This is a genomic window from Burkholderia savannae (genome assembly GCF_001524445.2).
Taxonomy (GTDB): Bacteria; Pseudomonadota; Gammaproteobacteria; order Burkholderiales; family Burkholderiaceae; genus Burkholderia; species Burkholderia savannae.
Genome location: NZ_CP013417.1, coordinates 459042 through 477903, shown reverse-complemented (window position 1 = coordinate 477903; position 18862 = coordinate 459042). Strand labels below are relative to the sequence as shown.

The window sequence follows — 18862 nt, the reverse complement described above, 5'->3', positions numbered from 1 at the left end:
CGCCGACTGACGGCAAACCGCAACACGGAACCGCTCGGGCGCGGTTTTCGCCTTTTGCCGCTTGGGGCTCGGTGATATGCTTGAAGCCGACATTGTACCGGTTCTGTCCGGTGTACTCCCCGCCAGCCTCAGCCGCACCCGCGATATGTGCCAACTCTTCGGAATGAACTGCGCCGAACCGACGGACGTGACGTTCTCGTTTACCGGCTTCGCGGCCCGCGGCGGGCTCACCGATCACCATGCAGACGGCTGGGGCATCGCGTTCTTCGAGGACAAGGCCTGCCGCCTCTTCATCGACCAGCAATCGTCCGCGACGTCGCCCATCGCCGAGATGGTCAAGCGCTATCCGATCAAGTCGAAGAACACGATCGCGCACATTCGCAAGGCGACGCAGGGGCACATCCTGCTCGAGAACTGCCATCCGTTCATGCGCGAGCTGTGGGGCCGCCACTGGATCTTCGCGCACAACGGCGATCTGCACGACTATTCGCCCGACCTCGAAGGCGGCGTCTTTCAGCCGGTCGGCACGACCGACAGCGAGAAAGCGTTCTGCAAGCTGATGCAGGGCCTGCGCGATGCGTTCCCGGGCGCGCAGCCGCCGCTGCCCGAACTGTTCGAGCAGGTGGGCGAGCTCACGCGCGACATCACGCGGCACGGCGTCTTCAACTTCCTGATGTCGAACGGGCAGGCGCTGTTCGCGCACTGCTCGACGCGGCTGCACTACCTCGTGCGGCGCTGGCCGTTCTCGACCGCGCACCTGATCGACGAGGACATCTCGATCGATTTCGCGAAATACACGACGCCGGAGGATCGCGTCGCGGTGATCGCGACGCAGCCGCTTACCGACGACGAAGTGTGGACCGCGCTCGATCCGGGCGAGCTCGTGATGTTCCAGTGCGGCGACGTCGCGGCGACGATGCGCATTCCGGTGCCGCAAGCCGTGCTCGAGAAGCTCACGAATCCGGAACTCGATGCGTCCGCGTCGGCGCCGCGCCGGGCGGCCGCGCTCGCGTCGGCCGACGTGGCCGGCGTGGCCGGCGATCTCGGCGACGATCCGGTCGATTTCTGATTTTTCCCGGTTGCGCGCCGCTCGACCGGATGCTTCGATGCAGGCGCGTCGCGCCGCTGAAGCGTCCGAACCGCGGCGCGCGGCGCCGCCCGGCGACACGCACGCCGGCACCGCTTCCACCGAACTCCGCTCAAGACCGATCCCGGCCTTCGGCCCGACGCGAGCGGCCGACAAAAAAGGCCGACCGACGTTCGCCGGACGGCCTTCTGCACATCGAAAGCGACGCCGCGCGCTCGCGCGGCGCAGCCCTCGCGATCAATGCAGGATCTTCGCGAGAAAATCCTTCGCGCGATCCGATTTCGGATTCGCGAAGAAATCCTCCTTGCGGTCGTCCTCGACGATCAAGCCCTTGTCCATGAAGATCACGCGATGGGCGACCTTCTTCGCGAAGCCCATCTCGTGCGTGACGACCATCATCGTCATCCCTTCCTTCGCGAGCTCGACCATCACGTCGAGCACCTCGTTGATCATCTCGGGATCGAGCGCGGAGGTCGGCTCGTCGAACAGCATCGCGATCGGGTCCATCGACAGCGCGCGCGCGATCGCGACGCGCTGCTGCTGGCCGCCCGACAGTTGCCCCGGATACTTGTGCGCGTGCGCCTTGAGGCCCACGCGATCGAGCAGCTTGAGCCCCTTCTCGGCCGCTTCGTCCTTGCCGCGGCCGAGCACCTTGATCTGCGCGAGCGTCAGGTTCTCGGTGATCGACAGGTGCGGAAACAGCTCGAAGTGCTGAAACACCATCCCGACCTTCGAGCGCAGCTTCGACAAGTTGGTCTTCTTGTCGCCGACCGACTGGCCGTTGACCAGGATCTCGCCCTGCTGGAACGGCTCGAGACCGTTCACGGTCTTGATGAGCGTCGACTTGCCTGAGCCCGACGGCCCGCACACGACCACCACCTCGCCTTTCTTCACTTCCGTCGTGCAATCCGTCAGCACCTGAAACTGGCCGTACCACTTCGACACGTTCTTAATGGAAATCATCTTGTGACCTTTTTCTGGAGACCTTTGACCAACGCGGATGCAACCGAGCACACGACGAAATAGCACGCGCCCGCGAACAGGATCATCTCGACGCTCGTGCCGTCGCGATCGCCGATGTTCGCGGCCGTGCGGAAGAAATCGGCAAGGCTGATCACGTAGACGAGCGACGTGTCCTGGAACAGCACGATCGCCTGCGTGAGCAGAAGCGGCACCATCGCGCGAAACGCCTGCGGCAAGATCACGAGGCGCATCGCGTGCGCGTAGTTCATGCCGAGCGCGAACGCGGCGTTCACCTGCCCGCGCGGCACCGCCTGGATGCCCGCCCGGATGATCTCCGAATAATACGCGGCTTCGAACAGCGAGAACGCGACCATCGCCGACGCGAGCCGGATGTCGATCGTCGGCGACAGGCCGAGCACGCCCTGCAGCACCTGCGGCACGATCAGGAAGAACCACAGCAGCACCATCACGAGCGGAATCGAGCGGAACACGGTGACGTAGCCCTGCGCGAACCACGCGAGCGGCTTCACGCCGGACAGGCGCATCAGCGCGAGCAGCGTGCCCCAGACGATCCCGACCACGATCGCGAGCAGCGTGATCTCGAACGTGACGATCGCGCCCGTCCAGAGCGCCGGCAGCGCGCCGGGAATACTACTCCAGTCGAACTGATGCATCACTTGCCTCCGATGTAGCCGGGCAGCCGGGACTTGCTCTCGACCCAGCGCATGAACGCCATCACGATCAGGTTGATGATCACGTAGGCGAGCGTCACCGCGATGAACGATTCGTAGGTCTGCGCCGTGTAATCGACGAGCTGGCGCGCCTGCGCGGACAGATCGAGCAGGCCGATCGTCGACGCGACGGCCGAGTTCTTGAAGATGTTCAGGAATTCGGACGTGAGCGGCGGCACGATGATTCGGTACGCGACGGGCAGGAGCACGTAGCGGTACGTCTGCCATTGCGTGAAGCCCATCGCGAGGCCGGCCGCGCGCTGGCCCTTCGGCAGCGCGTTGATGCCGGAGCGCACCTGCTCGCAGACGCGCGCGCCCGTGAAGAGGCCGAGGCAGACGATCGACGCGGTGAAGAATTGCGTGCCGGGCGGCAGCTGCTTGATCCAGGTGCCGATCGACGCGGGCAGCAATTCGGGCACGACGAGGTACCAGACGAAGAACTGCACGATGAGCGGAATGTTGCGGAAGATCGATACGTAGACCGTGCCGATCGCCGACAGCCACTTGTTCGGCGCGGTGCGAAGCACGCCGAACAGCGACCCGACGACGAGCGCGATCACCCACGCGACGAGCGACACCTTGACCGTCACCCAGAATCCCGACATCAGCCAGCCGAGATAGGTCGTCGGTTCTCCCGTCGAAACGGGGCTCAGGAAGATGCCCCAGTTCCAGTGGTAGGACATAGCCAGACTCCAACAAAAAGAAACGGAAGAAGCCGTGCCTCTTCCGTTTCGTCAGCGCTTGTTAGCTCGAACGCCCGCCCGCTCAGTCGAGCGCCTTGTCGTTCGGATTCGCGTAGAGCTTCTTCATCTCGTCGGAGATCGGGAAGTTCAGATTCAAGCCCTTCGGCGGAATCGGATTCTCGAACCACTTCGAGTAGATCTTCGCGGCCTCGCCCGACTTCTCGACCTGCGCGATCGCGTCGTCGACCACCTTCTTGAACGCCGGATCGTCCTTGCGCATCATGCAGCCGTACGCTTCCTGCGACTGCGGCTTGCCGACGATCACCCACTCGCCCGGCTGCTTCGCCTTCGCGCGCTCGCCCGCGAGCAGCGCGTCGTCCATCATGAACGCGACCGCGCGGCCCGTCTCGAGCGTCTGGAACGACTCGCCGTGATCCTTCGCGCTGATGATGCTCATCCCCATCTGGCTCTTGTTGTTCATCTCGCGCAGCAGACGCTCGGACGTCGTGCCCGCCGTCGTCACGACGGTCTTGCCCTTCAGGTCGGCGAAGTCCTTCACGCCCGAATCCTTCTTCGTCATGAGGCGCGTGCCGATCACGAAGATCGTGTCCGAGAACGCCGCCTGTTTCTGGCGATCGAGATTGTTCGTGGTCGAGCCGCACTCGATGTCCACCGTGCCGTTCTGCACGAGCGGGATGCGGTTCTGCGACGTCACCGGAATGTTCTTCACCTGCAGGTTCGGCAGATTCAGCTTCTTCTTGACCGCGTCGACCACCTTCATCTGGAAGTCCCGCGAATACCCCACCACTTGTTGATTCTGGTCGTAGTACGAGAACGGAATCGACGATTCGCGGTGCCCCAGCGCAATCACGCCCGTATCCTTGATTTTTTTCAGCGTGCCCGTTTCCTGGGCGATGGCGCCGCCGGCAAAAGTGCTCAGCGCCGCAACCATCAGCATTGCTTTCGGGAATTTCATCGTTGTCATCTCCTTGGCGAAAACCCGCGCCAGTTTATCAAAGTAATTTTTATGAAAGTAATGGTTGTTAACCACACTTTTGACCGGGCGGCGTGCGCGTTCCGGAGCGCGTCCGGCGTGCGCATGCGCGCGCGGGCGGCACCGAAACCGGTGCCGCCCGCGAATGCATCACGGCGCAGTTCATCGAACTTCGCCGCAGATCGATCGAAACCCGTCGATCAGGGGTACAGGCCGCGCATTTCGCGCGCCATCAGGATACGCTTGCACGCGACGATGAACGCCGCCGTGCGCACCGACACCTTGTGCTCTTCCGCGACCCCCCACACGCCGGCGAACGCTTCGCGCATCACGCGCTCCAGGCGGTGGTTGATCTCGTCTTCCGTCCAGAAGAAGCTCGAGAAGTCCTGCACCCACTCGAAGTACGACACGGTCACGCCGCCCGCGTTCGCGATCACGTCGGGGATCACGAGCACGCCGTTCGCGCTCAGGATGTCGTCCGCGGCCGTCGTCGTCGGGCCGTTCGCGCCTTCGACGACGATCTTCGTGCGGATCTTCGACGCATTCTTCTCGGTGATCTGGTTTTCCAGCGCGGCCGGGATCAGGATCTCGGTTTCGACGGTCCAGAACTCGTCGTTCGGCATCGGCTCGGCGCCTTCGAAGCCGGCGACGCCGCCCGTGCGGCCGACGTGATCGAGCAGCTTGACGGTGTCGACGCCCGCCGGCTGGTAGATCGTGCCCGTGTGATCCTGCACCACGATCACCTTCGCGCCCGCTTCCTGGAACAGCTTCGCGGCGATCCCGCCGACGTTGCCGAAGCCCTGAACCGCGATGCGCGCGCCCTTGATCTCGAGCCCCCGCTTCTTCGCGGCCTCGCAGCCGACGACGAACACGCCGCGGCCCGTCGCTTCCTTGCGGCCGAGCGAGCCGCCGAGCGAGATCGGCTTGCCGGTCACGACGCCCGTCGCCGTCTGGCCCTGGTTCATCGAGTACGTGTCCATCATCCACGCCATGATCTGCTCGTTCGTGTTGACGTCCGGAGCGGGAATGTCGGTATTCGGGCCGATGATGATGCCGATTTCGCTGGTGTAGCGGCGCGTCACGCGCTCGAGCTCGCCGCGCGAGAGCTTGCGCGGGTCCACGCGGATGCCGCCCTTCGCGCCGCCGTACGGCACGTTCACGGCCGCGTTCTTCACCGACATCCACGCGGACAGCGCCATCACTTCCGACAGCGTCACGTCCTGGTGGTAACGCACGCCGCCCTTGCCCGGGCCGCGCGACACGTTGTGCTGCACGCGATAGCCCTCGAAGTGCGCGACGGTGCCGTTGTCGAGCTCGATCGGCACGTCGACGATCAGGATGCGCTTCGGGCGCTTCAGCGTCTCGATCCAGCGCGACAGCGAGCCGAGGTACGGCGCGACGCGGTCGACTTGCTGCAGATAGTTGCCCCAGGGGCCGAGATCGTCCGCGTGCAGGTACGACGGAATGGACTGCGTGACGGACGGGGACTGCGGTTGCGAAGACATGGAATCTCCAACGGTCGAAGAATGCGCACATTGTCGAAAAACCGAATTTCGAAATCCAATGCCGTTTGCTTATTCGATTATGCGTTTCGTGCATGATCGGGCTTTTGCGCGAAAAACCGCGCGTTCGCCGTTCGAACGGCTGCAATCCCGATGCGATTCGCCGCGGCAGCTTTCGTGCGCGGCCGGCGCGCGCTCGCATGGGCGGGCGCGGCGCTCCCGCCGCGCGGGCGGTGCGGCAACGGCGTGCGATTGCCGCGTCGCGCCGGAGATGCCGCGCCCGGCCGCCGCGTCAGGCCGCCGCGCCGAGCTCCTCGCGCACCACGTCCCAGAGCGCGCGCACGAGTTTCTGCCGCGGCTCGTCGCCCTGCACCGCGAGCTTGTCCCGATAAAGGCGGATCTCCATCGTCAGCGTGAACGGCTCCGCGCCGCCCTTCGCCGCGCGGCCGAGCTTCACGAGGCGGCCGCTCGCGACCGCGTCCTCGACCGCGCTGTGCGGCAGGAACGCGACGCCGTGCCCGGCGAGCGCCATCGCCTTGAGGGCCTCGGCCATGTCGGTCTCGTAGACCTTGTCGAGAAAGAGCGGCGAGCGCGCGTTCGCGATGATCACCTCGGTCATCCGGCCGAGGTACGCGTTCGGCGTGTACGACAGGTACGGCACGGGCGCATCGGCCGTGCCGGGCAGCGCGTAGCGCGCGCGCCCGCCGCGGCCGGGCGCCGAGAACGGGCTGATCGGCTCGACGCCGAGCGTCAGCATGTCGTAGCGGGCCGGATCGAGCGCGACGGGGTGGCTCGGGTGGTGGTAGCCCATCACGAGATCGCAGCCGCCCTCGACGAGCGACAGCACCGCGTCGTGCACGTTCAGCGCGCGCAGCCGTGTGTGGACCGGCCCCATCTTCGCCTCGATGCGCTGCAGCCAGCGCGGAAAGTACGTGAGCGACAGCGTGTGCGGCACCGCGAACTCGATCGTCGGCACGGGCGCGCCGACGTGGCCGCGCAGCAGCGTACGCGCCTCGTGCGCCTGCGACAGCATCGCGAGCGCCTGTTCATAGAACACCTGGCCCGCCTGCGTGAGGCGGGTCGGATAGACCGAACGATCGATCAGTTCGGTGGCGAGCCACGCCTCGAGCGCCTGGATTCGGCGCGAAAACGCGGGTTGCGACACGTGCCGCAGCTCGGCCGAGCGGCTGAAGTTGCGCGTTTCCGCGAGCGACACGAAGTCTTCGAGCCATTTGAGTTCCATGCGTGCCTTTGCTGCGCAAAGCGAATGCGAGGGAAGAAGCACGCATTTTAGCGGCCGGAGGCGTCGGCCGCGCCGGCGCACCGGCCGACGGCGCTCGCGGATGCATGTCCGCGTCGGCTTTCGCTGCGGCAAGCAGCCCGGCGCCTGCCCGGGCGCGTCTCCACGTGCTTGATTCTTCACACTTTCCGCGCCGCACCAACGCCGCGCGCACGCACAGGCGCGGTGCCGCGCGCCGCGGCGCGCGCCTGCCGCCGGTGCGCGCGGGCGTCGCGCCGTCGCGCGTCGGCACCCGAGCGCCGGCAACGCCGTTTTTCCCGCCGGCCTTGTGCGGCGTTCGTTCGCGCCGTTTGGAACAAAACATGCACTTCATTGGCATGAAGCTTGCGGAACTGCGCGTCGGCCTGTCCCGCGCACCGCGCAGCGGCCCGTCGCCCCTTTTCCACCATCCGCCGTCGTCCGGCATACGCGAGGCTTTACCGATGGATACTCTGCGCACCTCCCTCCGAAGCGGCAACTGGCGCTCGCTTCTGGCGTGCTTCCTCTACTTCGATACGGGCTTCACCGTCTGGGTGCTGTACGGCCCGCTCGCGCCCTTCATCAGCAAGGACATCGCGATGACGGCCGCGCAGCAGGGCTTTCTCGTCGCTGTGCCGGTACTCGCGGCGGCCATCCTGCGCGTGACGCTCGGCAACCTCTACCAGTCCGCCAACGGCCGGCGCATCGCGCTGATGGGCGTGCTGCTGTCCGCGCTGCCCGCCGTCGTGCTGCCGTTCGTGCCCGGCACGCCGTCGTACACGCTGCTCCTCGTGCTCGGCGTGTTCCTCGGGATCGGCGGCGCGAGCTTCGCGGTCGCGCTGCCGATGGCGGGCAGCAGCTATCCGCCGAAAGTGCAGGGCCTCGTGCTCGGCCTCGCCGCCGCGGGCAACATCGGCGCGGTGCTCGACGGCTTCATGTTCCCGCACATCGCCGCCGCGCTCGGCTGGAAGTTCTCGACGGCGGCCGCGCTGCCGCTCCTCGCGATCGCCGGCTTCGCGCTCTTCGCGTGGGCCGACGACCGCGGCGAGAAATCGGGCAGCGCGAAGCGCGCGTTCGGCGCGTTCGTGTTCACGCTCGTCGGCCTCGTCGCGCTCGTGCTCGCCGTGCACGCGGGCGTGTTCGGCGCGGGCAAGACGGGCGTGCTGCTGCTCCCCGTGATGGGCGCGCTCCTCGCGATCGCCGTGCTGCCCGGCCGCTATCGCTCGGTGCTCGCCGAGCGCGACACGTGGGTAATCATGCTGATCTACAGCATCACGTTCGGCGGCTTCGTCGGGATGTCGTCGTACGTGACGCTGCTCCTCACGACGCTCTACCAGATGCCGAAGATCGAAGCGGGCCTCTTCATGTCGCTGCTCGCGTTCCTCGGCGCGATCGTGCGCCCGTTCGGCGGCCACCTCGCCGACCGCATCACCGGCGTGCGCGCGCTGATGGTCATCCTCGCCGTGATCGCCGCCGCCGACTTCGCGTTCGCGGCCGTGATGCCGCCGCTCGCGGGCGGGATCGCGCTTCTCGTGTGCCTGTACGTCGCGTTCGGCCTCGGCAACGGCTCGACGTTCCAGCTCGTCCCGCACCGCTGGAAGGGCAAGACGGGCCTGTTGTCCGGCATCGTCGGCGCGGCGGGCGGCATCGGCGGCTTCTATCTGCCCGTCGTGATGGGCATCGCGAAGGAAAGCACGGGCAGCTACCAGCTCGGCTTCGCGACGTTCGGCGCGCTCTCGACCTGCGCGTTCGTCGCGCTCGCGATGCTGCGCGCGCAGTGGCTGCGCTGGGCCGCGCCGGAGCTCGCCGCGGCCGAGCCGGCGGCGGCCTCCGGCGCGATGCCGATCGGCGGCGCCGCCCGCGTCGGCGACTGAGCATTTTCGACGACGGCGCGCGGCGGCCGGGCGGCCGCGCGCCGATGGTAAAATTCGCGGTTCTCCCCCTTCACGTTTGAACCGCGGCCGCAAGCCTCGCCCGATCATGTCCGACACCCGTCCCGATACCCTTTTCGCCCTCACCGCGCTCTCGCCCATCGACGGCCGCTACGCCAGCAAGACCGAAGCGCTGCGCGACTGGCTCTCCGAGGCCGCCTTCATGCGCCACCGCGTCACCGTCGAGGTGCACTGGCTGATCGCGCTGTCGCGCGCCGGCTTCGCCGAAGTGCCGCGCTTCTCGGAGGCGGCCGAGCAGTTCCTGCTGCAGCTCGTCGAGCGCTTTACCGCGCACGACGCCGCGCGCATCAAGGAAATCGAGCGCGTGACGAACCACGACGTGAAAGCCGTCGAGTACTGGCTGAAGGAATCGGTCAAAGGCCAGGCCGAGCTCGAGCGCGCGAGCGAGTTCATCCACTTCGCGTGCACGTCGGAGGACATCAACAACACGTCGCACGGGATGATGCTCGCCGGCGCGCGCCGGCACGTGATCGTGCCCGCGCTGCGCACGGTCCACGGCCGCCTCGTCGCGCTCGCGCACGCGCACGCCGAGCAGCCGATGCTGTCGCGCACGCACGGCCAGCCGGCCAGCCCGACGACGCTCGGCAAGGAGCTCGCGAACGTCGCCGCGCGTCTTGCGCGCGCGATCGAGCGCATCGAGAAGGTCGAGATCCTCGGCAAGATGAACGGCGCGGTCGGCAACTTCAACGCGCATCTTTCCGCGTATCCGGAGTTCGACTGGGAAGCGTTCTCGCGCGACGTGATCGAGAACCGCCTGAAGCTCACGTTCAATCCGTACACCATCCAGATCGAGCCGCACGACTACATGGCCGAGCTGTTCGACGCGGTCTCGCGCGCGAACACCATCCTGCTCGACCTCGACCGCGACGTGTGGGGCTACATCTCGGTCGGCTACTTCAAGCAGAAGACGAAGGCCGGTGAAATCGGCTCGTCGACGATGCCGCACAAGGTCAACCCGATCGACTTCGAGAACTCGGAAGGCAACCTCGGCCTCGCGAACGCGACGCTGCGCCACCTCGCCGACAAGCTGCCGGTGTCGCGCTGGCAGCGCGACCTGACCGATTCGACGGTGCTGCGCAACATGGGCGTCGCGCTCGGCTATTCGCTGCTCGCGTATGATTCGCTGATCCGCGGCCTCGACAAGCTCGAAGTGAACCCGCAGCGCCTGAACGAAGACCTCGACAACTGCTGGGAAGTGCTCGCCGAGCCGGTGCAGACGGTGATGCGCCGCTACGGCATCGAGAATCCGTACGAGCAGCTGAAGGAGCTCACGCGCGGCAAGGGCATCACGCGCGACGCGCTGCAGCAGTTCGTCGGCACGCTCGCGATTCCCGAGGACGCGAAGGCGCGCCTGCTCGCGATGACGCCCGCGTCGTACATCGGCAAGGCGGTCGAGCTGGCGCAGCGCATCGCGTAACGCGCGTCGTCGACGCAATGCAAAAGGCGCCCCGCGGGGCGCCTTTTCTTTTCGCCGCCGAGCCTCGGCGACGCACGACGGCGGCCGCGACGCGGCCGCGCGCGGTCATTGCTGCTGTTGCTGCTGTTGCTGCTGTTGCTGCTGTTGCTGCTGTTGCTGCCGCGCGCCGCCGAGTTGGCTCATCACGCGATCGACGATTTCGTCGGGCGTCAATTCGATGCTGACTTCGATCGCTTCGTCCGGGCCCGGCTCCTCGAGCGTCTCGAGCTGGCTTCGCAGCAGCGACGGATCGAAGAAGTGCCCGGTGCGCGTCTTCAGGCGCTCGCGCAGCATGTCGAACGAGCCCTTCAGATAGACGAAGCGCACGTCGCGATCGTTGCCGCGCAGGATATCGCGGTACGCGCGCTTGAGCGACGAGCACGTGAACACGGCCGTCTCGCCCGCGCGCTGCTTCGCCTCGATGGCGTCGCGGATCGACTGGAGCCACGGCCAGCGGTCCTCGTCGGTGAGCGGAATCCCGCGGTGCATCTTGTCCTTGTTGGCGGCGCTGTGAAACGCGTCGCCGTCGGTATAGCTGCACGACAGGCGTTCGGCGAGCATCTCGCCGATCCGCGACTTGCCCGCGCCCGACACGCCCATTGCGATCAGAATCATGACTACCCCTTGTTACAGAACCGCGCTCAGCAACAGCGTGAACGTGAGACCGAGCAGCGAGATGATCGTTTCGAGCAGCGTCCAGGTCTTGAACGTCTGGCCCACGGTCATCCCGAAATATTCCTTGATCAGCCAGAAGCCGCCGTCGTTCACGTGCGAGAAGATCAGCGATCCCGACCCCGTCGCGAGCACGAGCAGCTCCGGCTTGACCACGACGCCCGACGCCGACGCGATCGGCGCGACGATGCCGCAGGCCGTCGTCATCGCGACGGTGGCCGAGCCCGTCGCGAGACGGATCAGCGCCGCGACGAACCAGCCGAGCAACAGCGGCGAGAGGCTTGCGTGCGTCGCGGTCGCGACGATCTGCTGCGAGATGCCGCTGTCGCGCAGGATACCGCCAAAGCCGCCGCCCGCGCCGACGATCAGCGTGATGCCCGCGATCGGCGCGAGGCATTCGCCGCAGAACTTCTGGATCTGGTCACGCTTGAAGCCCTGCAGCTTGCCGAACGTGTAAAAGCTCACGAGCACGGCGATCAGGAGCGCGACGTCCGAGTTGCCGGCGAAGCGCAGCAGATTGTTCGGCAGCGACTTCGGCGCGAAGACGAGATCGGCCCAGCTGCCGACGAGCATCAGCACGACAGGCAGCAGGATCGTGAACAGCGTGATGCCGAAACCCGGCAGCTCGCGCTGCTGGCCCGCCGCGTGCGTCTCGACGAATTGCGCGGCGAGCGGATTGTTTTCCGGCAGCTTCACGAACTTCGAGATCGTGAGCGCGAACAGCGGGCCGGCGACGATCGCGGTCGGCACGCCGACGATGAGGCCGTAGGCGATCGTCTTGCCGATGTCGGCGCCGTACTGCTGAACGGCCAGGAGCGCCGCCGGGTGCGGCGGAATCAGGCCGTGCACGACCGACAGGCCCGCGACCATCGGCAGGCCGACGACGAGCAGCGACTTGCCGGTGCGCTTCGCGACGTTGAACGCGATCGGGATCAGCAGCACGAAGCCGACTTCGAAGAACACCGGCAAGCCGACGATGATCGCGACGAACATCATCGCCCAGTGAATGTTCTTCTCGCCGAACCAGTCGATCAGCGTGGTCGCGATCCGCTCGGCGCCGCCCGATTCGGCCATCATCTTGCCGAGCATCGTGCCGAGACCGACGACGATCGCGATGTGGCCGAGCGTGCCGCCCGTGCCCGCCTCGAACGATTTCACGATCTTGTCCATCGGCATGCCGACCACGAGGCCGAGACCGAGCGACACGATGATGAGCACGAGGAACGGATACACCTTGTAGCGCGCGATCATCAGGATCAGCACCGCAATCGCGATCACGGTGTAAATCAGCAGCATGCTGCCTTGGACAGCCCCCATGTAGCACTCCTCCTTGGGATGTATCGGGCCGGGCGCGGCGAGCCGCGCCCGACTATGCAGGTCTCCGAAACGAGGCGGCTGACCGCCCGTCGGGACGCTGAATTTTACTTTTGTTTAACGGGCCGCGATAGAACCGGTTCCATAGGCAAAAACCCTCGCAAAAACAACCAGATCGATTGTTTCGTCCGAAGGTTTCCGCTGGCATGCGCTCGGCGGCGTTCAGCGCGCGAGGCGGCTCGCCGCCTGCGCGAGGCGCGTGACCTCGGCCCAATCCTGCGCGGCGAGCGCCGCCTTCGGCGTGAGCCACGAGCCGCCGACGCACACGACGTTCGGCAGCTTCAGGAAGTTCGGCGCGGTCTCGGCGGTGATGCCGCCCGTCGGGCAGAACTTGAGCGCCGGGAACGGGCCGTGGAACGCCTGCAGCATCGGCACGCCGCCCGCCTGCTGCGCCGGGAAGAACTTCACGATCTCGTAGCCGAGCTCGAGCGCGACGATGATGTCGGTCGGCGTCATCACGCCGGGCAGAAGCGGCAGGCCGGCGTCGACGGCCGCCTGGTGCATCTCCTTCGTGAGGCCGGGCGATACGCCGAACTTCGCGCCCGCCTGCTTCGCGAGCGCGCACTGCTCGGGCTTCGTGATCGTGCCGACGCCGACGACGATGTCGTCGGCGAGCTCGCTCGCGCGCTTGATCGCTTCGAGCCCGGCCGCGGTGCGCAGCGTGATCTCGAGCACCTTCACGCCGCCCGCGTGCAACGCGCGCGACACTTGCTCGCCCTGTTCCACCGAATCGAATGCAAGCACCGGAATCACCGGGCCCAGCTTCACGATCTCGCCAATCGTCTTCATCAATGCAGCTCCTTTTCGCTTATGCGGTGACGTGGGCCGCTTCGCCCACCAACGCGCCGAACACCGACGCGCCCTGCTCCGCCGGCGCGGCCGCCGCGCGGAACACGCCGAACAACTCACGGCCGAAGCCGACTTCGTTTTCCGCCTGATGCGCGGGCCGCGCGACCGCGCGCGCCGCCCATTGCGCATCGTCGATCTCGACGTCGAGCACGCCGGCTTGCGCGTCGATCACGATCGTATCGCCCGTTTGCACCTTGCCGAGCGGGCCGCTCAAGAGCGCCTCGGGCGACACGTGGATCACGGCCGGCACCTTGCCCGACGCGCCGGACATCCGGCCGTCCGTCACGAGCGCGACGCGGTAGCCCTCGTCCTGCAGCACGCCGAGCAGCGGCGTAAGGCGATGCAGCTCCGGCATCCCGTTCGCGCGCGCGCCCTGGAACCGCACGACCGCGACGAAATCGCGCTTCAACTCGCCCGCGTCGAACGCGGCCTGCACCGCTTCCTGCGAATCGAACACGATCGCGCTCGCCTTCACCTTGCGGTGCTCGGGCGCGACCGCCGAAATCTTGATCACGCCGCGCCCGAGCCTGCCCTGCATCAGGCGCAGCCCGCCGTCCGGCTGGAACGGCGCGGCGATCGGCCGCAGCACCTTGTCGTCGCCGCTCGCGTCGACGCCCGGCACCCACGTCAGCTTGCCGTCGATCAGGCGCGGCTCGTTCGTGTAGTGCGCAAGGCCCTTGCCCGCGACGGTCGTCACGTCGTCGTGCAGCAAGCCGCCTTCGAGCAGGTTGCGCACGAGGAACGCGATGCCGCCCGCCGCGTGGAAGTGATTCACGTCTGCCTTGCCGTTCGGGTAGATCTTCGCGAGAAGCGGCACCGCGGCCGACAGCGCGTCGAAGTCGTCCCAGTCGATCAGGATGCCCGCCGCGCGCGCGATCGCCACGAGGTGCAGCGTGTGGTTCGTCGAGCCGCCCGTCGCGAGCAGCGCGACGATGCCGTTGACGATCGCCTTCTCGTCGATCACGTGGCCGATCGGCGTGTAGTTGCCGCGCTCGGCCGTGAGCTCGAGCACGCGGCGCGCGGCCTCGGCCGTCAGCGCGTCGCGCAGCGGCGTGTGCGGATGGACGAACGCCGCGCTCGGCAGATGCAGCCCCATCACTTCCATCAGCATCTGGTTGCTGTTCGCGGTGCCGTAGAACGTGCAGGTGCCGTGGCCGTGGTACGCGGCCGATTCGGCCTCGAGCAGCGCGTCGCGGCCCACCTGGCCCGTCGCGAACTGCTGGCGGATCTTCGCCTTGTCGTCGTTCGACAAGCCGCTCGTCATCGGGCCGGCCGGCACGAAGATCGTCGGCAGATGGCCGAACTGCAGCGCGCCGATCAAGAGGCCCGGCACGATCTTGTCGCAGATGCCGAGGCAAAGGGCCGCATCGAACATGTTGTGCGTGAGCGCGACGGCCGTGCTCATCGCGATCGCTTCGCGCGAGAACAGCGACAGCTCCATCCCCGGATTGCCCTGCGTCACGCCGTCGCACATCGCCGGCACGCCGCCCGCGAACTGCGCGACGCCGCCGCGCTCGCGCGCGGCCGCCTTGATGATGTCGGGAAAGCTCTTGTACGGCGCATGCGCGGACAGCATCTCGTTGTACGCCGACACGATGCCGATGTTCGGCTCGCGGATCGCCTTGATCGCGAACTTGTCGCTGCCTTCGAGGCCCGCGAAGCCGTGCGCGAGATTCGCGCACGACAGCGCGCCGCGCGCCGGGAAGCGGCCCTGCGCGGCGTCGATGCGGGCGAGATAGGCTTGGCGGGTCGGTCGGCTGCGCGCGATCACGCGCTCGGTGACGGACGCAAGAGTGGGGTGCAGCGTGGCCATGCTGGGCGCTCCTCACATGAGCCGGGCGAGGCCGGCAAGCTGGAATCGTGGGGACGTCCGACGAGTCGAACGAACGGCGCGAGTTTAGTAGAAAAACTACAAGCTCGCAATCTCGCAGCGCAGCAGAGCCGGCGATAACGCTACGCCATGGCTGATGAATACAGCATATATACCTAGCGTTAACCCTGATTCGCAATGACCTCCATCAGGATAATCGCTAGAAAATTCTTGTAGATTTTCTACAAAACTACCGCGATACTCACATCCATCCCCCAACCTCTCCTGCGTCAATTCGCATCATGCTTCCCCGTATCGAGAAGATCCGCGCACAGCTTCGCCCGTCCGAGCGCAAGCTCGCCGACTTCGTGCTCGCCGCGCCGCGCGAGGTGCTCGATTTGTCGATGATCGAGCTCGCCGCCCGCGCGGGCGCGAGCCAGCCGACGATCGCGCGCTTCTGCCAGGCGCTCGGCTGCAGCGGCTTTCGCGAGTTCAAGATCCGGCTCGCGCAGAGCGTCGCGCCGGGCGTCGCGTCGGTGTATCGCGACGTCGAACCCGACGAGCGCGCACCCGGCATCATCGGCAAGGTGTTCGACCGCACGATCGGCGCGCTGATCGAGGTGCGCAACAGCCTGTCGGCGACGAGCGTCGCCGACGCGATCGAGCTGCTGACGCGCGCGTCGCGCATCGAGTTCTACGGCGCGGGCGGCTCGGGCATCGCGGCGCAGGACATCCAGCACAAGTTCTTCCGGCTCGGCGTGCCGAGCGTCGCGTACTCGGACCCGCATACGTTCTCGATGTCGGCGGCGCTCCTCGGCGCGAACGACGTCGTCGTCGCGATCTCGAACACCGGGCGCACGCGCGACATCGTCGACGCCGCGCGCGCGGCGCGCGCGTGCGGCGCGAAGGTGATCTCGATCACGCACAGCCACTCGCCGCTCGCGCAGTTGTCGACGGTGAGCCTCGCGTCGAACGTCGCCGAGGAAACCGATGTGTTCTCGCCGATGACGTCGCGGATGTCGCATCTCGCGATCGGCGACATCCTCGCAGTCGGCGTCGCGCTGCGGCGCGGGCCCGAACTCGTCGACCGGCTCGGCCGCGCGAAGGAAGCGATCACGCGGCGGCGGATCGGCGTCGACGCGAAGGGGGCGAAGGAGGCGACGAAGGACGGGGCGAAGGACGGGGCGAGAGACACGTCGGGCGGCGTATCGGGCGGCACGTTGGGAAACATGCCGGGAGACGCATCGCAAGAGGAATCGAAGGACGCGCCGAAGGATGCGTCGCGCGAAGCACGCATCGCGCGCGACGTCGAGGACGTGAAGGATTAGAGCCTGCTCACGCCAATCACGGGCTGGCGAACGCGCCTTGCCGGCCGTCCCGCAAGGGGACAAGCGACACGCGACACCGCGCTGCGGCCGGCAAGGCACGTTCCTCTGATATCACGAATCTCTTGCGGGGCCGGCCGCCAGCCCGTGATCGGCGTGAACGGAACGCCGGGCGGCCGCGCGCGAAAGTTCGCCACGCTCGCGCCCCGATTCTGACGCCGAACTTCGAGTCTCGGGCGTCGCGCTGCGAGCCGGGGCTTCGGTTTCGAGCGCGAGCGCGGACATACGAACAAAAGGCATTGAGCGCCCGCTTCGCACGACGAACACCACGACTTCCGCGCCCGTCCCCATCGCACGCCGCCATACAAAAAACCCCGGCCGCCAGGGCCGGGGCTTTCTCGCCGGCGTCTGCGCCGGCATCGACGCGGCGACGGCGGCCACGCCGAGCGCCGCCTGCGCTCAAAACGGCTTGATCACCGCGAGCGCGACGGCCGCGAGCATCCCGAGCACCGGCAGCTCGTTGAACACGCGATACCACTTGTCCGAGCGGCGATTCTCGCCGCGCTCGAACGCCTTCAGCAGATGCCCGCAATACGCGTGATAGATGACGAGCAGCAGCACGACCGCGAGCTTCGCGTGTACCCAGCCCTGCCCCTGCCCGATGCCGATCACGAGCCACAGCCACAGGCCGCACGCGAGCGCCGGCGCCGCGATGATCGTCATGAAACGGAACAGCTTGCGCGCCATCGCGAGCAGCCGCCGGACGGCGGCGGGATCGGTCTCCATCGCGAGGTTCACGTAAATGCGCGGCAGATAGAAAAGCCCCGCGAACCACGACGCGATCAGCACGATATGGAAGGTCTTCACCCAGAGCATGGTCATTGATCAGTCGCCTTTCGTCACTGACGCCCTTCGCCGTGCCCGAGCACCACGTACTTCAGCGACGTGAGCCCTTCGAGCCCGACCGGGCCGCGTGCGTGCAGCTTGTCGTTCGAGATGCCGATCTCCGCGCCGAGGCCGAACTCGAAGCCGTCGGCGAAGCGCGTCGACGCGTTCACCATCACGCTCGCCGAATCGACTTCGCGCAGGAAGCGCATCGCGCGGTCGTGGTCTTCGGTGACGATCGCGTCGGTGTGATGCGAGCCGTACTCGTTGATGTGCCCGATCGCGGCGTCCATCCCGTCGACGATCTTGACCGCGAGCACGGGCGCGAGATATTCGGTGCGCCAGTCTTCGTCGGTCGCGTCGACGAGCGGGCCCACGCCCGCCGCCTCGAGCACCGCGCGCGTGTCCGCGTCGACGCGCAGCTCGACGCCCTTCTCGCGATACAGGCGGCCGAGCGGCGGCAGCACCGCCGGCGCGATTCCGCGCGCGACGAGCAGCGTCTCCATCGTGTTGCAGGTGCCGTAGCGGTGCGTCTTCGCGTTGTCGCAGACGGTGAGCGCCTTCGTCAGGTTCGCGCGATCGTCGACGTACACGTGGCAGATGCCGTCGAGGTGTTTGATCATCGGCACGCGCGCCTCGTTGATCAGCCGCTCGATCAGGCTCTTGCCGCCGCGCGGCACGATCACGTCCACGTATTCGGTCATCGTGATCAGCTTGCCGACCGCCGCGCGATCGGCGGTCTCGACGACCTGCACCGCATCCTGCGGCAGCCCCGCCGCCTCGAGCCCTTCGCCGATCAGCTTCGCGAGCGCGGTGTTCGACTCGAGCGCTTCGGAGCCGCCGCGCAGGATCGTCGCGTTGCCGGACTTCAGGCACAGCGCGGCCGCGTCGACCGTCACGTTCGGCCGCGATTCGTAGATGATCCCGATCACGCCGAGCGGCACGCGCATCTGGCCGACCTGGATGCCGCTCGGGCGGTACTTGAGGTTGCCGATCTCGCCGATCGGGTCCGGCAGCGCCGCGACCTGGCGCAGCCCCTCGATCATCGTCTTCAGCGCCTTGTCGGACAGCGTCAGGCGATCGATGAACGCCGCGTCGTGACCCTTGTCCCTCGCGCGCGCGACGTCGCGCGCGTTGGCCGCCTTCAGTGCGTCGGCGTCGCGCTCGATCGCTCGCGCGACCGCCTCGAGCGCGGCGTTCTTCGCGGCGGTGGACGCGCGCGCGACGTCGCGCGCAGCACGCCGCGCGCGGCGGCCGACATCCGTCATGTACTGATCGATATCCATCGTGAGACTCGCAATGCAAGCCGCGTCGAGCGGCG

At 67.1% G+C, this 18862-nt stretch carries 16 protein-coding genes; 4 read left to right on the top strand and 12 right to left on the bottom strand.

Annotated features, from left to right (window positions below; all coding sequences use genetic code 11):
* The first annotated feature begins 145 nt into the window (after positions 1-145).
* Complete coding sequence (locus WS78_RS02520) at positions 146-1069, top strand: class II glutamine amidotransferase (protein WP_059583356.1); 924 nt, start codon at positions 146-148, stop codon at positions 1067-1069.
* Positions 1070-1324: 255 nt separating this feature from the next.
* On the opposite strand, the gene WS78_RS02515 is transcribed toward WS78_RS02520, so the two are convergent.
* From WS78_RS02515 to WS78_RS02490, 6 genes are all read right to left on the bottom strand, one after another.
* The gene (locus WS78_RS02515; RefSeq protein ID WP_038754197.1) at positions 1325-2050 is read right to left on the bottom strand and encodes an amino acid ABC transporter ATP-binding protein; all 726 of its coding nucleotides are present in this window, start codon (positions 2048-2050) and stop codon (positions 1325-1327) included.
* A complete protein-coding gene (gene gltK, locus WS78_RS02510) occupies positions 2047-2724 on the bottom strand; it encodes a glutamate/aspartate ABC transporter permease GltK (protein ID WP_038754200.1) in 678 nt (225 codons plus the stop codon). The genes WS78_RS02515 and gltK overlap by 4 nt, the downstream gene beginning before the upstream one ends.
* A complete protein-coding gene (locus WS78_RS02505) occupies positions 2724-3464 on the bottom strand; it encodes an amino acid ABC transporter permease (protein WP_038754203.1) in 741 nt (246 codons plus the stop codon). The genes gltK and WS78_RS02505 overlap by 1 nt, the downstream gene beginning before the upstream one ends.
* 82 nt (positions 3465-3546) lie before the next feature.
* Positions 3547-4440, bottom strand: a complete 894-nt coding sequence (locus WS78_RS02500; protein WP_038754206.1) for a glutamate/aspartate ABC transporter substrate-binding protein — start codon at positions 4438-4440, stop codon at positions 3547-3549.
* A 218-nt stretch (positions 4441-4658) separates the two neighbouring features.
* On the bottom strand, positions 4659-5963 hold the full coding sequence (locus WS78_RS02495; protein ID WP_059583354.1) for a Glu/Leu/Phe/Val family dehydrogenase: 1305 nt from the start codon (positions 5961-5963) through the stop codon (positions 4659-4661).
* Positions 5964-6252: 289 nt separating this feature from the next.
* Positions 6253-7203 carry a LysR substrate-binding domain-containing protein gene (locus tag WS78_RS02490; protein ID WP_059583352.1) on the bottom strand — a complete coding sequence of 317 codons (951 nt, stop codon included), beginning with the start codon at positions 7201-7203 and terminating at the stop codon, positions 6253-6255.
* 479 nt (positions 7204-7682) lie between these two features.
* On the opposite strand from WS78_RS02490, the gene WS78_RS02485 reads away from it, so the two are divergent.
* On the top strand, positions 7683-9092 hold the full coding sequence (locus WS78_RS02485) for an MFS transporter (RefSeq protein WP_038754215.1): 1410 nt from the start codon (positions 7683-7685) through the stop codon (positions 9090-9092).
* Positions 9093-9198: 106 nt separating this feature from the next.
* Positions 9199-10587 carry an adenylosuccinate lyase gene (purB, locus tag WS78_RS02480; protein ID WP_038754525.1) on the top strand — a complete coding sequence of 463 codons (1389 nt, stop codon included), beginning with the start codon at positions 9199-9201 and terminating at the stop codon, positions 10585-10587.
* Positions 10588-10692: 105 nt separating this feature from the next.
* On the opposite strand, the gene WS78_RS02475 is transcribed toward purB, so the two are convergent.
* From WS78_RS02475 to edd, 4 genes are all read right to left on the bottom strand, one after another.
* Positions 10693-11241 (bottom strand): gluconokinase, encoded by a 549-nt coding sequence (locus WS78_RS02475; protein ID WP_059583349.1) that lies wholly within the window; start codon positions 11239-11241, stop codon positions 10693-10695.
* 12 nt (positions 11242-11253) lie between these two features.
* Positions 11254-12615 carry a GntT/GntP/DsdX family permease gene (locus WS78_RS02470; protein WP_059583347.1) on the bottom strand — a complete coding sequence of 454 codons (1362 nt, stop codon included), beginning with the start codon at positions 12613-12615 and terminating at the stop codon, positions 11254-11256.
* A 219-nt stretch (positions 12616-12834) separates the two neighbouring features.
* The gene (gene eda, locus WS78_RS02465; RefSeq protein ID WP_038754224.1) at positions 12835-13461 is read right to left on the bottom strand and encodes a bifunctional 4-hydroxy-2-oxoglutarate aldolase/2-dehydro-3-deoxy-phosphogluconate aldolase; all 627 of its coding nucleotides are present in this window, start codon (positions 13459-13461) and stop codon (positions 12835-12837) included.
* A 19-nt stretch (positions 13462-13480) separates the two neighbouring features.
* A complete protein-coding gene (gene edd, locus WS78_RS02460; protein WP_038754227.1) occupies positions 13481-15334 on the bottom strand; it encodes a phosphogluconate dehydratase in 1854 nt (617 codons plus the stop codon).
* A gap of 299 nt (positions 15335-15633) precedes the next feature.
* Here edd and WS78_RS02455 point away from each other — a divergent pair, with 299 nt between their 5' ends.
* On the top strand, positions 15634-16659 hold the full coding sequence (locus WS78_RS02455; RefSeq protein WP_059583345.1) for a MurR/RpiR family transcriptional regulator: 1026 nt from the start codon (positions 15634-15636) through the stop codon (positions 16657-16659).
* Positions 16660-17115: 456 nt separating this feature from the next.
* On the opposite strand, the gene WS78_RS02450 is transcribed toward WS78_RS02455, so the two are convergent.
* Positions 17116-17538: a CopD family protein gene (locus WS78_RS02450; RefSeq protein WP_081990064.1), complete on the bottom strand. Its 423-nt coding sequence runs from the start codon at positions 17536-17538 to the stop codon at positions 17116-17118.
* Between the two features lie 17 nt (positions 17539-17555).
* Positions 17556-18827 carry a glutamate-5-semialdehyde dehydrogenase gene (locus WS78_RS02445; RefSeq protein WP_038754236.1) on the bottom strand — a complete coding sequence of 424 codons (1272 nt, stop codon included), beginning with the start codon at positions 18825-18827 and terminating at the stop codon, positions 17556-17558.
* Between the last annotated feature and the right edge of the window lie 35 nt (positions 18828-18862).